This is a genomic window from Arminella tubonensis (genome assembly GCF_003240585.1).
In the GTDB taxonomy this organism is placed as follows: domain Bacteria; phylum Pseudomonadota; class Alphaproteobacteria; order Rhizobiales; family Rhizobiaceae; genus Rhizobium; species Rhizobium tubonense.
Genome location: NZ_PCDP01000009.1, coordinates 1 through 12010 on the forward strand (window position 1 = coordinate 1; position 12010 = coordinate 12010).

Below are 12010 nucleotides of genomic sequence, written 5' to 3' on the forward strand. Positions count from 1 at the left end.
CTCGCAAAAAAATGGTAGGGCCTGCCGCCAAGCGTGAAGCCGTCACGCATCTGAGGGCCGTGATGGGCCTTTCGGAACGGCGGGCCTGCCAGATTATATCCGCTGACCGCAAGTCGATCCGCTACCGTTCCTGCCGACCGCCGGAGATCGAGTTGCGAGCGAGGTTGCGCGATTTGGCCAATGAGCGGCGGCGTTTCGGCTATCGTCGGCTGTTCATCTTGCTTCGACGAGACGGCGAGCCGTCCGGCGTCAATCGCATCTACCGGCTGTATCGAGAGGAAGGTCTTTCCGTGCGCAAGCGCAAAGCCCGGCGGCGTGCCGTCGGCACGCGTGCACCGATCCTGGTCGAGGCGAAGGCCAATGCTCGCTGGTCCCTGGACTTCGTCCATGACCAGTTCGCCTGTGGTAGGCGCTTCCGTGTTCTCAATGTCGTTGACGATGTGACGCGCGAGTGCCTGGCCGCCATCCCCGACACCTCGATCTCCGGTCGACGTGTGGCGCGGGAACTGACGACGCTGATCGAACGACGGGGCAAGCCAGGAATGATTGTCTCCGACAACGGCACCGAACTCACCTCGAATGCCATCCTCGCCTGGTCGAAAGATCACAAGGTCGAATGGCACTACATCGCGCCGGGGAAGCCAATGCAGAATGGCTATGTCGAGAGTTTCAATGGCCGTATGCGCGACGAGTTGCTCAACGAGAGCCTCTTCTTCGGCCTCGACCATGCCCGAAGCGCCATTGCTGAATGGGCCGACGATTACAATAATTTCCGACCGCACTCATCGCTCGGATACAAAACCCCGGCAGACTTTGCCGGGACCATCGCCGCAACCGGCTCCAACGCTGCGCAAGATGAAAGCTTCGCGTTTGCGCCGGTTGCTCACACCGCGCCACTTGGCGTATTCAAAACCACCGGGGCTCTAATCGCCGCTGGATGAAAGTTCCATGGCAGGTCAAAGGCCCTACAAATGGCTCACCCGTTATAGGCATATATTACGCGCAACTCGTCGGGAACTATGATGATCAGGCCAATTCGCCCATGGGCGTAGTAGCTTCCCGGCGTAAATAAAGCGCGGTTGACCATATCCTCCCACGTCTTCTCTAGGGGAATGGGGAAGCCGTACTTGTTAAGGTAGTCGCCAATACCCGGGGAGGTCCAATACTTGCGTCCTTCATAAGACGCGGAACCCCAATCGTCATCGATCATCAATGGCGTTTCGTGCCAGTCGGTGTACGTCCCGGGCCACCCCTCCCGAGTGTTTCGCGGCAATTTTTCTAGGTAGTCTATCCCACGGGCCTTCAGTTGCGCAGCAGCTGAAGCAGGCAATTGGAAGACCAATAGCCCTGTCTCATTTCCGCCCGGACCGAAGCCCCACGATTGCTCCGAAACATACAGAATATTGGAAACATTTAACGCCTCTGGAACGAAACTGAGGTGATGACTCCTTATGTATAGCTGGCACCCTACCCAAGGCATTGCAACTGTCAGAGCTATCACAACAGCGCACTTCCAATATTTCGCCATGCTATCCTTTAACTTGCCTTCCGCCTTGTGGTCCTTTGATTGCGATCAGTCAATGGCAGCTTTCAAGCGGCCCGGATACCACTTTGAAGGTCTGAAATGGGGTCGAAACGACCATAATCGACACGTGGAGCCATGTCTCCCATTGGCGCGATCCGGAAGCTTTACCGGCTTCGGGGGTTGGCCCTAAGCCGTTACTGGTCCCCTTTCAAAATTTCGTGCAAAACATCTTCGTCCAAAACGTCTTCATTGCCCAGGAAACGCGATATCTCAACGTGATTATCGTCGAAGACAGAAATCTCGACACGCTCTCCAACCACCGTGGCTGTAATGTCTATCGTGTCAGGACGATACCTGCCGATGAAATAATGGACCTTGGCATCATCCAGACGTTTCAGAATTTCGAACACTTTCGACATCGACGAAACCCTCCCGATGGCCTTGACGCCTAGCATATTTAGCCGTTCCGCGGGTGATCGCATCTCCCGACGTAGTGACGCCCTGTCTAAGGGATTTCCCACTTTTAAGGTTCCACACTCGTATCGGTTTTCTCCTTTCTGTCGGCTGGCCGTCTATATGATGAATTTATCAGCTTCTCGAATATAAGAACTCTTCCGAGATAACCGTATCCGATCGCTAGTATCATTGAAATCCACAGAGAATTACAAAGGTATCCCAACTGTATTGCAACTACAGCATAAGATATCATGTAAACATATATATGTTTTTTCTTTAGTTCATCCAATATGAATGGTCGATCGTCATCGCCGTTTGTCATGTGTCCGCCCTGTTACTCCCAGCGAAGAACAGCTTAAACCGTGTAAATGTTACTAATTTGGCTAATACCTCTCCTATCGAAAGATATACCGCTGCGATGACGACGAGAGTGTGCCAAATGTTTGAGTGGATACTCGCCGCATAGCTAAGTTGATACGCTGAGTAATCTTTCTCGAATGGCATCAAAGCAACTAGGACTGTGATAGGGAGTAAAATTAAAAAAAGAACCGCCGTTCGCGGAGCCATCGCTCCCGGATTTCTGTAAATTTCATATACTAGCCTGAGTATTAGCCAAACAAAATAGATAAAGCTAAAAGAAGTTGTGCAGTTTAAGAAAAGAATTATTTGTTCAGTTGGAACATTGGCTGACTCTAACTGCCTTATAAAAAAGTAATTTGGTGGCCACCCCCGAGAAGTTATGTAGTTCCCAAAGATATACCTTTGGGACCCTGCACTTAAGTGCGACAGAACAAACCATATCGTAGCACAAACGACCCCCGTTGGGGCAATTGAGGCGATTGATAAGAGCGAGGCCGCCTTATCCCTCTCGACTTCCGAGCTGTCGGCGTCATTCATTCCGGCTGCCTACAACTAGCAGAGGCCTTTTCGATCTGGACCGTGGAAACCACGAACACCTCATGCGCATGGAAAAGGCCCCCCAGCCAATCACACATCACCATTTTTTTGTGACAATGGTGAGTTTCGAGAATACCCACGCATTGATTACTGCGAACGTTTAATCATGATTGCTCAATTAGCTGCAAGGGGTACTTAACTGCTATTCTGTAGGAGTAGCAGATCGTCCGACGCCCGCTCGGCGATGGTAATCATCAATAGGTGAGAAGGATCTCTCCAAAGCGTCGCCGGTAAAGCATGACGGCATTCGCTCCCGGCTACGGCAGCCATCAGATCGGATTCCCAGATGTCCGCTTTCTTAATTATTATGGCTTGGTCTTCCAAATGCAGCTTCCGCCTTTCAGCTCGTTGCGATCGTCAGAACTACCCCCGCGCCCTACTTACGATCTCCGAAATGAACGCGCTCTTTTCCGACGTGTAGCGATCCCCATCATAGGGGAACTGAGCCGCAAGTCGTAATTTCAAGGCGGAATATGCAGCCGCCGCCTCGTCATGGTGACGGAGGTAGTCCCGAAATAGCATTCGACGCATATGGGTCAAGTTTGCGGGCGGACAGAGATAGACCCTAATCTGCGGTGCAGGGCGCTTCCATACGAAGGCCAACACATCGTCATCATACCGATTGCCACGAGGTTCAAATCCAGTTTTGATGAGGTTTGCGCTTGCTTCTGGAATGTCGTCCAAACTCGAAAGAGTGATATCGATGTCGATGACCGGCTTCGCCACCAAGCCGGGAACGCTTGTACTACCGATGTGGTCAAAAGCCACGACGCAATCGCCGAGCGTCATTCTCAATCTGACTTCAGCGGCTGAGAAATCATCCGTCCACTTCGGATCGTGAGGAACGATTTCGACCAAGGTCGGCATGGATGCATCCTTCGATACAGGAGGTGGACGGTTAGCCGTTCAACCAATCCGACGTCTCCTGGTGGCGCGAAGGAGAAGCTGGCTAGCGGCACCTGTTGGGCCCAAGGCGGACGTTCACTCTGCGTGAAGAGGATTGGCCGGATCATTGCTCGGTGATTGGAATTCAACGCGTTTTTCTGGTTCGATAGAGGCATTGAATTGCGTGGAACGCTCAACCCGCCGGTCTTGCTTCAAGTTCGATCTCCAAGCCCAGACCAAGAGAAGTATCATCAGCGCCGCCCCGGCTCGTAGCAACCAGAAGAACGCTACCGGGCCGATCAAATTGGACAGTGCTTCACTGTGATCTAATGAAGCAAGCCATCCAAAAAATCCGCCAAAGACAATCGAAGCCGTAGTAAGTTGTCTTGTTGTAACGCGCAATTCGAGCCTCCTCTGCGACATAGTTAGGATAGCTGGCAAGCATCGCACTGTCTCGCGCTTTTGCCCCAGATGGTTGGCACAACTTTAACGTGGTGAAGTCTGATCTGCGGTTGCGCGTAGACTAAACCCGCAGCAGCCAGTCTTCGACGACCGCTGTTTGCGCAATCCTGCCAACCTCAGCCATCGCGAGCATTGTCACAAAACCTTCATCGATGGTGTCTTGCCTATCTCTATAAAATCAGTCAGCATTAAGTCACGAAATCCACCGGGATTTCGGCATGGCCACCTAAAGACGTGAAGAGGTAAAAAATGGAATTCTTGCTTATGGTATTCGTAGCCTTTGCAGTCATCATCATGCACAGCCCAAATCGATCCACTTCCCGAAGTTCTTTCAGCAGCGATGGCGGTAACCCATCTTGCATTGGCGGAGATTTCGGTCATCACGATGGAGGGCACTCCGATGGTGGTCACGGTGATGGCGGCGGAGGAGATGGGGATGGCGGAGGAGATGGCGGTGGTGGAGACTAGCCTACAAAGCATGCAAGACTGACAGCCCGCCGTAAGGCGGTTTTTTAATGCCTGAACGCCTGAGGCAGGCGGGGAGAAGCGCTGTACTCAGAAATTGAACGCCGCTGAAAGGTACGCATCCGAGGTGGACCGGGTACCTGACCTTCTGACGGCGCTGTTTGAAGGCGAAGATTTCAAGGGCATGGACGCGAAGGGGCTGGCGTACCGCATCTCGTTCCCACCAGATCACGGCGAAACATTTACTTTGCGGTTTCCCCCCTCTGCTGCAGCCCCTGGGCTTCAGTCTCTATGACCGCCTGCGCTTCGATGACAGGTAATCCCAAATTGGCGACAGATAGTTTCAGTGATCCCGGGTTTCCGAGACTGGCCGCAGGTCATCTGGGCCTGTATCCCCCGCAACAGAGCCGCCAGGATTTGGTAAGCAGTGTTTTGCTCCCACCTGGACAGCAAATCCTTGACCGGTATTGAGCATTTGCGTCCGACGTGACAAGGCACTTGCGTGCCTATTACGTCCATTGGCAGAGGAGAATCAAATTGCAGGATGACGACACCGGTCCTAGCCTAGCTCGTGGTCTTTTCAGACTCGGCGTTCTCTTCGGATGTGTCGCTTTCGTCGTGTTCCTCTTTTGGGAAACGTACAGTTCGAGCGCCGCTCTCAGCCGACTATCGGCGGCGGCAAGCAATTTCTCCTATACAGAGAGGTGTGATGCCAATGGAAATCCGATGACTACGGGAGAACCAAATTGCATTGACCTTGGTCGCTACCTGTTTGTCTATGGCCCTGTGATGAAGGCCTTTCGAAGAGCGTGCTTAGGGAGAGAAGGTGCCCCTGGCGTCATAATCTTAGAGGAAGACAAAGCACCAAGAATCGAAATCCACCGGGTGGAAAAGGCCTTCAATTTCCGATCTCTCAATGGTTCAAATGTACCTTGCCTACCACCCAATCCGACGCCCTAAGAAGGAAAAGTGGGCTTTCGTCATACTGGGAGGTTGGTCCAAGCGCACTGTTGCGGTTGTGCTATCGCTACATGTGGGCCGAAAATTCCACGGCAGCAACTCCTCGATCCGGCCCTGCTTGTGGCCTTTGACGATGGCGGTGAGCGTGCTGACCAGGTATTGATGGCGATCATAGCTGCGCTTCGCTGGGACTAGAGGATATTGGGAGGAAGGTGTTTTGTTTCGTTATCTCTGTGGCGCAATACTAGCTTTAGCACCGCTTGTTGCCGCCAACGCTGAATCTCCAAATTATTGCAGAAACAGTTTCAATCCCAATGAACCAATCGAGTCGCGGTTCATGGGACTTGACTACGCGCTAGTTATGCATGCCCTCGCGGAGAGATATTGCGGGGCGGAGCCGAAGCCGATGCGTCCACGATTTTTGGGATATATCGAGAAGCAAGGGTGTGGCCCAGAAACCGAAATATACTCAGACGTTGAGAAATCCATCGCACGAATGGAGGGCGCTAGCCTGAAGGTGCTCGCTCAAGGCGGAAACCCTAAGTTGGCAATGTCTAACAAGCAGGTGCAGAAATGGGCGTCGATGACTTCAAAAGAGCTTGGAGGATGCGACGCACTGAAAAGGGCTCATGAGGCCGATCTTGGGCAATAAGCGTCCAGTGTGACGGCTGTACCGGTGGCCGCAAATACCGGTGCCCCCGGCTCACACACGCTCGCCACTTTGCATCAATAGACGACCATGGTCTGCGAGTTCATCCGCGCGTTCGTTACCATGAATGCCAGAATGGCCTTTGCACCAAGCGATGGTCACCAGGTGGCAGTGGGATAACTGAAGGTCGATTGCTTTCCAAAGCTCAGGGTTGGCTATAGTTCGGCTTCGGACATTCGCATTCTGGCCTTTTTTCCTCCAGCCGTTGTTCTTCCAAATATGTCGCCAGCTGTTGCAGCCTTTAACTGCATAGACGGAATCGGACCAGATGACGGCAGGTTCACCTGCCGCGTTGCCATTGATCCATATTGCTGCCTTGAGCAGCGCCATCAATTCCATCGAATTGTTGGCGGAATCTCGGACGCCGCCGAAGTTGGACGCGATTTTCACCCCATCGCGGTAGGCGACAAATGCCCACCCTCCTTGTTCGGAACTGGGTTCATAACAACCGTCTGCGAAGACGTGCAGTCTGCATTCAGTACCCGGCATTCCTGCTGTATTCGCAGCAGAGCGGAGCTTGTCAGAAATGTCGGTCATTCGCGGTGCGGCTGCAGTCCAACGGCGCAACAGCCACAATGGTGTTGCCGGATGGCGCAAAACCTGGGCTACGAAAGATATAGACGGGGCAAACTGGCTCGTTCATCCGGCAATAATAGGTTGTCCACGCTCGTGCGCAAGCGAGCTGCTGTTCTTTTGTCAACAGGGCCCAGGGGCGGTGCGGTTCCGGTCAATTCGGGGGCTAGCTGCGGTCGAAGACGTCTGCCTGCAACTTTCCGGTCTTCAGCAGATGTTGCAGTGTGTATGCCACAGAAAGGGCATCGTCGAGTGCGTCATGCCCCTGCAACGAAGGGGTTTCGACGCCATAGTAGTCCGCAAGCTTGTTGCTCGGCGTCTTGGCTATATCCTCTATCGGCATCCCCGCCGCGATCACGAGCTTGACAGCGTTGTCGAACCGCTGCGCGGGAATGGACGACGGAATGCCCGCGATATAGCAGCTAATGGCGACCATGTTCAGCTCGTCCTTGCCCCACGACCAGAATCGAGCGCCGTTTGAGAAGCGATCAACTCCGCCGAGAGCCTCTGACAACGCCACCCCCTCATCCTCTATGTCTTCTTCCGTAATGCCGGTCAGCTTGGTGAAAAACGGGTCCAGCGGATACCGATGGCCAAACCGGTCAATCGGCCGAACGTAGACTCTGTGAGTATCCAAGAGAGGAAAATCACCCTCTAGCCCGAGCTTCACAGCACCGATTTGCGCGATAACCGGATCGGGGTCGTGAGCCGCGCACCAAAACCTGCTTTGCGAGCCCTGAAGGCAAAGAAATTCGCAGTCAAATACGATTGCTGTCTTCATTGTCATTGCTGAGCGAGCCCTTCAAATCCTGCGACTTTTTCAACGATATCCGCCGATTTCTGCCGCAGCATGTGAGAATTCCCATAGCCGATTATATTGTTGGCTGCTGTGGGCCGAACTCCCGGTAGTAGCGTTGGATTGCGTCGATAATCCCCGCTTCGTTCATTCCAGAAAAACTCCACGGGATTACGGTAACGACGGTGCCGTCCCTCCGATAATTTTGATATCGCCTTCTCGCGACAGCTTCGCGCAGTTCGGCAGGAAGATCATCACCAAGCAAAAGGTCCATGACCTGGGCGTTCCGCTTGCCCACCGAACGAAAGGCGATCTCCTTGACAGCGGTCCATGGTATCAGCTGTGAGGTGAAGCGCGGAAGGACCAGACCTTCCTTGTTGATGACAAGCGCGGGATTGATCTTCATCATTTGGAGAAGCAGGTAATACGCAAAAATCAGGCACCCCGCGACGAACAAAAAGGCAATCGCATTACCGGTTGGTGTGACCGAATGGGGCCCGGTTTCGACGGGATGGCGGTCAAATCCGATGATGACAAGCCAAAACATCAGGAACACGATCCAAAGCCCGGTTCTGAGCAAACTGTATTTGAGTTCTATCGTCGGATACATATCGTCTTGCACTGTAACTCCTGTCACTACGGTTATCTCCCTCCAACGGCCAAAGATAGGTGGCCAAGTCGCTTCAGCGGCTTCAGGACGAGAAAAGACTCCACCCCGCTATCTGAGCCTTCGAAGATATCGAACTCGCGACCACCCGAGAGATAACGGTGAAGGAGCATTTGTCTTCCCCGCAGCGGACGTCGAGCTGTTCCGACAGGTAGCCATCCACGCAATGTCTTCCCACTGGCAGGTCACATCACCTGCCACGGGGTCTGTTCCGTCGAACAGCATTCCGAAGTGAACGGGCACGGTTTGGAGCGCAGCGCCTTCAGCCACCGTTTCGAACAACGGCGAGGTTGCGAGGAAAGCCATGAGGGCAACGACGTGCATGCGGCCAATCAATTCGGCGCACCTTTTCCTGGACGCTCCAAGAGGTCGCCAGCTATGAGGTATCTCCCGAAAAAACGTCGTCGCAGCTCTGTGAACCGCCTATCTCGTTGAGGGTAGCCCACAGTCATCGATGGTCGCGTCCGTTCGCGGAATATGCAGGTTGCCCGCTCAGTCTCAGTTGTTCAATTTCTCGCGCCGCGTTGCCGACGTCCTCGATTCCAACGAATGCCATTTTGAGCGTACTGTCTCCATCCGAGCTTTTGGTGATTTCGTGACGGAAAACGACCGTCCCCGAACCGCCCGAACTCTCGGTAACGTCGACCGCATTGATCGCGCTCGGGCCGAAGGACAGCACGCGCTTCCTAATGAGGTTCGAGACAATGAGAACCCGCCTGTTCGTCACGGCGTAGGCGGTCCATCTTGTCGCCACGGTATCGGCAAGTGCTTTGCCAATGATCAAGCAACCGATGACGAAAAACACCGACGAGAATAGGGCTGGCCAGATGCCTTCGGGGCTTTCACCAGCAATGAGCGCCTTGGCGACTGGTATAACGGGGCCAGCCCCAAACGCTGCAAAGACAATTCCAAAGACAATACTCATGAGATGAGTGAGAAGCATCGGGAAAAACGTCGGCCTTCCGGACCATCGAACTGCCTCCCCCGGTTGCAGTTCCGCGTTGATGGCCATCGCTGGATTCCACGGCTGATTGGCCATCGCGTTCCCTGAGCGCCGGATTCTTCTGCAGGATATCAATACACGGTCAGCGTTCAAAATATAGATGATACTATTGCGGTATGGTCGTTATCCGGAATTGGAGCAAGGCGACTTGGGAATTCCGAAAAATCGGCATTTTCAGCCCTCCGAACGATTGATCAATTGACTGCACGTCGGTCCGAAACAACTATCCTCAATCCGAGCGGGGAAAAGGATCGTGGTCGTGGTGAAAAAGGATCGCACTCCGAGCGTGCCGGGCGCAAACAAGACCTACGGTCACGTGTCTCCCGCTCTGATGTTTGAGAAGCTGCGGTATGATATTTTTAGGCTGACGCAAGCAAAGGACACCCTGCACCTGGTCTACGCGTCGTTCGATTGTGCCATGGACGCGTGGCACCTGACGGACTGGGTCCTTTCCTCGGTTTCGGACGAGGCTCACTTGCGGCTTTGCGGAAAGATGAAGAGTGACCGGCAGGGAAAAGCACGAGGATTTATCGAACATAACCGGGTAAAACTACCCCTGCTTGAAGTCTGCGAGAAGCTTGCAAATAGCGCAAAACATCTCATCATCGACAACGACGAGCCATCAATTATGAACAGCGTCTCCGTTGGGTTTGGCCCTCCCTTTCAATCTCTTCAGGAGGGACAGCCCTCTCGAATGTTTCCGGTTGGAAAGATCGTGTATGGGGAGCAAGTCATTCCCGTCCATGATTTCTACCGCGAGGTGGCACGGCAATGGTCACGTGTCCTTTGGGAGGAAGGACTTCTCCCATTTCACACAATGATGGAGGAATTCTTGAGCACAGGTTTCGAAACACCCGATCTCTGGGGAACTGAGGCATCGACTGAGACCAAAAAGCAGTGAAACCGGCCGAGACCTTACCCCACTTGCCCGCGACGATCATCGGGTCCCGCAGGACTTTGGGCATCGCTGGCCTGGATTGCGTAAGAAACTCCATGATTGGCCCCTTGTCCCGGACCTGGGCCTCAATGAAACGATCAACGTGCACTGCGGTAAGGGAAATCAGATGACGGCCAAATCTAGTATTGCCTTTTCAATCGCATTCGTAGCTTGCGGTATGTTTTATTTCTCCGAGGCCTTTTTTTCGTACTATATCGGAGATATATACGCAAATTATATATATAAAATCTTGTTTCTTCCATTTTTTATTTCATTTATATTTGGTGTGGCGAGCCCATTAATTACTATTTCGGTAAAGAATACTAATAATAGCACAGAAGATATCGAATACTTCAAAACGAACCCGATCATCTGGTTCCTAGTTTGGCGCGAAATCAGAGAGGAGGTTGACCGTGGCTAGCATTGGTTGGACCGACTTAGGTTGAAGGAAGGTGTATTTTCGACGCGCGAACGGCGTTCCAGACCATCGTTTAATTGCGGCCTTCAACGAGATGTCGAAATGTCGGCTGTTACGCAAGGGACTTCTACAAACTGTTTTTTCTTTGCGAGCGCCAGGGCGAGATGACCCTGCTGGCTGGCCCAGAAACGAGCGAAGTCGGCTTCTTTTCGCCGGACAACCTCCCAGACCTATCGCGGGGACGCGTAATAGAGAGCGATATCCATGCCGCATTTGCCATCAGCAACGGCGGTCAGCAATTCGCCACGTTTGATTAACGGTCCTCACGACTGCCCCGCGTCCATGACCATCATCGTTCGGATTGCATCATTCATTGCTTTCCGCAACAGGTTCCAGGGCTACAGGACGCGGTGGACGAAGCGCCAAAGATGGCGGAAGGTACTCGGCAAGCTCATGAGACCAGGCCACAACCACTGGGAGGCACACGATGCATGATAGGGCGAAGCTTCCGTTGACAGGTGGTTGCCAGTGCGGAGCAGTGCGTTTCGCCTGCAGCGTGCTGCCAGAGAATGTTCACGTTTGCCACTGCCGCATGTGTCAGAAGGCGGTCGGCGGTCCATTTAGTGTGATCTGCCCTGTCCTCAAAGACCACTTCAAAATTACAAGAGGCGAGATATCCTGGTTTCAAAGTTCCGCTCTTACACAGCGCGGGTTCTGCAAGAACTGCGGCACGCCAATGATATTCAATTATCCCGAATATCCTGACATCGGTATTTTGGTTGGCTGCTTCGACACGCCAAGCGCGATCCCCCCGGTAATCCAATATGGCAATGAAAGCAGGGTCAGCTGGTTTGGGGATTTAACCTCCCTGCCCGGCAATACGCCCACTTATTCTGTCGACCCGATGGGGTATTTGCCGCGCATCAAGGCTTCCAATCGTCAGCATCCCGACTACGATACCGATGACTGGTCAACAGAGGCTTAGGCCCCAACCTCCATACCCACGCGAGGAGTTTCGAGCAGGCGCAACGGCCGCTGCTGGCGCACAGCAGAAGTGAGCGAGCTTCCGCAGTTGGCCCATTGCTGCCATTCGGGAACAGTCATGGTTGCGGTTCGAACTCTACCGCGATTTGCCCTGAAGCATCCTGTTTTCGTAGTTTGACGGAAGCGGGCACGATCACCGCCTCCGATATCGAG

General features: G+C 53.3%; 13 protein-coding genes and 1 pseudogene. 4 read left to right on the forward strand and 10 right to left on the reverse strand.

Translation table 11 applies throughout. The annotated features are described in order from the left end of the window. The coding region (locus CPY51_RS05635) for an IS3 family transposase (protein ID WP_111159224.1) at positions 1–941 on the forward strand (941 nt) is incomplete at its 5' end. A gap of 35 nt (positions 942–976) precedes the next feature. Here the strand turns inward: CPY51_RS05635 and CPY51_RS32200 are convergent. The 6 genes and pseudogenes from CPY51_RS32200 to CPY51_RS33985 form a co-directional block, all read right to left on the reverse strand. Continuing rightward, on the reverse strand, positions 977–1210 hold the full coding sequence (locus tag CPY51_RS32200; protein ID WP_146260075.1) for a hypothetical protein: 234 nt from the start codon (positions 1208–1210) through the stop codon (positions 977–979). Between the two features lie 509 nt (positions 1211–1719). Then, positions 1720–1944, reverse strand: a complete 225-nt coding sequence (locus tag CPY51_RS05645) for a hypothetical protein (protein WP_111159248.1) — start codon at positions 1942–1944, stop codon at positions 1720–1722. A 1357-nt stretch (positions 1945–3301) separates the two neighbouring features. Then, entirely contained in the window at positions 3302–3805 is a 504-nt protein-coding gene (locus CPY51_RS05660) for a GrpB family protein (protein ID WP_111159232.1), read from the reverse strand. Positions 3806–3919: 114 nt separating this feature from the next. After that, the gene (locus CPY51_RS32205) at positions 3920–4225 is read right to left on the reverse strand and encodes a hypothetical protein (protein ID WP_146260076.1); all 306 of its coding nucleotides are present in this window, start codon (positions 4223–4225) and stop codon (positions 3920–3922) included. A gap of 195 nt (positions 4226–4420) precedes the next feature. Then, complete coding sequence (locus CPY51_RS32210) at positions 4421–4669, reverse strand: hypothetical protein (protein WP_146260077.1); 249 nt, start codon at positions 4667–4669, stop codon at positions 4421–4423. A gap of 1125 nt (positions 4670–5794) precedes the next feature. Continuing rightward, positions 5795–5881, reverse strand: a pseudogene (locus CPY51_RS33985) (transposase domain-containing protein); the annotation flags it as partial. Positions 5882–5927: 46 nt separating this feature from the next. Here CPY51_RS33985 and CPY51_RS05675 point away from each other — a divergent pair. After that, positions 5928–6362: a hypothetical protein gene (locus tag CPY51_RS05675; RefSeq protein ID WP_111159236.1), complete on the forward strand. Its 435-nt coding sequence runs from the start codon at positions 5928–5930 to the stop codon at positions 6360–6362. Between the two features lie 51 nt (positions 6363–6413). On the opposite strand, the gene CPY51_RS05680 is transcribed toward CPY51_RS05675, so the two are convergent. From CPY51_RS05680 to CPY51_RS05695, 4 genes are all read right to left on the reverse strand, one after another. After that, a complete protein-coding gene (locus CPY51_RS05680) occupies positions 6414–6956 on the reverse strand; it encodes a ribonuclease H family protein (protein ID WP_111159250.1) in 543 nt (180 codons plus the stop codon). A 202-nt stretch (positions 6957–7158) separates the two neighbouring features. Beyond that, positions 7159–7773: a 3'-5' exonuclease gene (locus CPY51_RS05685; RefSeq protein WP_111159252.1), complete on the reverse strand. Its 615-nt coding sequence runs from the start codon at positions 7771–7773 to the stop codon at positions 7159–7161. A 91-nt stretch (positions 7774–7864) separates the two neighbouring features. Next, on the reverse strand, positions 7865–8410 hold the full coding sequence (locus tag CPY51_RS05690) for a hypothetical protein (protein ID WP_146260078.1): 546 nt from the start codon (positions 8408–8410) through the stop codon (positions 7865–7867). 493 nt (positions 8411–8903) lie between these two features. Further along, positions 8904–9467, reverse strand: a complete 564-nt coding sequence (locus tag CPY51_RS05695; protein ID WP_146260079.1) for a YdbT family protein — start codon at positions 9465–9467, stop codon at positions 8904–8906. Positions 9468–9711: 244 nt separating this feature from the next. Between CPY51_RS05695 and CPY51_RS05700 the strand changes: the two genes are divergently transcribed. Beyond that, entirely contained in the window at positions 9712–10359 is a 648-nt protein-coding gene (locus CPY51_RS05700; RefSeq protein ID WP_111159242.1) for a hypothetical protein, read from the forward strand. Positions 10360–11300: 941 nt separating this feature from the next. Continuing rightward, the gene (locus CPY51_RS05715; protein ID WP_111159246.1) at positions 11301–11798 is read left to right on the forward strand and encodes a GFA family protein; all 498 of its coding nucleotides are present in this window, start codon (positions 11301–11303) and stop codon (positions 11796–11798) included. The last annotated feature ends 212 nt before the right edge of the window (positions 11799–12010 follow it).

Coding starts and splice junctions, on each gene's coding strand:
- CPY51_RS05695 (WP_146260079.1), bottom strand. CDS start 9,467: ATGGCCATCAACGCGGAACTGCAACCGGGGGAGGCAGTTCGATGGTCC.
- CPY51_RS05715 (WP_111159246.1), top strand. CDS start 11,301: ATGCATGATAGGGCGAAGCTTCCGTTGACAGGTGGTTGCCAGTGCGGA.
- CPY51_RS05680 (WP_111159250.1), bottom strand. CDS start 6,956: ATGACCGACATTTCTGACAAGCTCCGCTCTGCTGCGAATACAGCAGGA.
- CPY51_RS05660 (WP_111159232.1), bottom strand. CDS start 3,805: ATGCCGACCTTGGTCGAAATCGTTCCTCACGATCCGAAGTGGACGGAT.
- CPY51_RS05685 (WP_111159252.1), bottom strand. CDS start 7,773: ATGAAGACAGCAATCGTATTTGACTGCGAATTTCTTTGCCTTCAGGGC.
- CPY51_RS32200 (WP_146260075.1), bottom strand. CDS start 1,210: ATGATCGATGACGATTGGGGTTCCGCGTCTTATGAAGGACGCAAGTAT.
- CPY51_RS05645 (WP_111159248.1), bottom strand. CDS start 1,944: ATGTCGAAAGTGTTCGAAATTCTGAAACGTCTGGATGATGCCAAGGTC.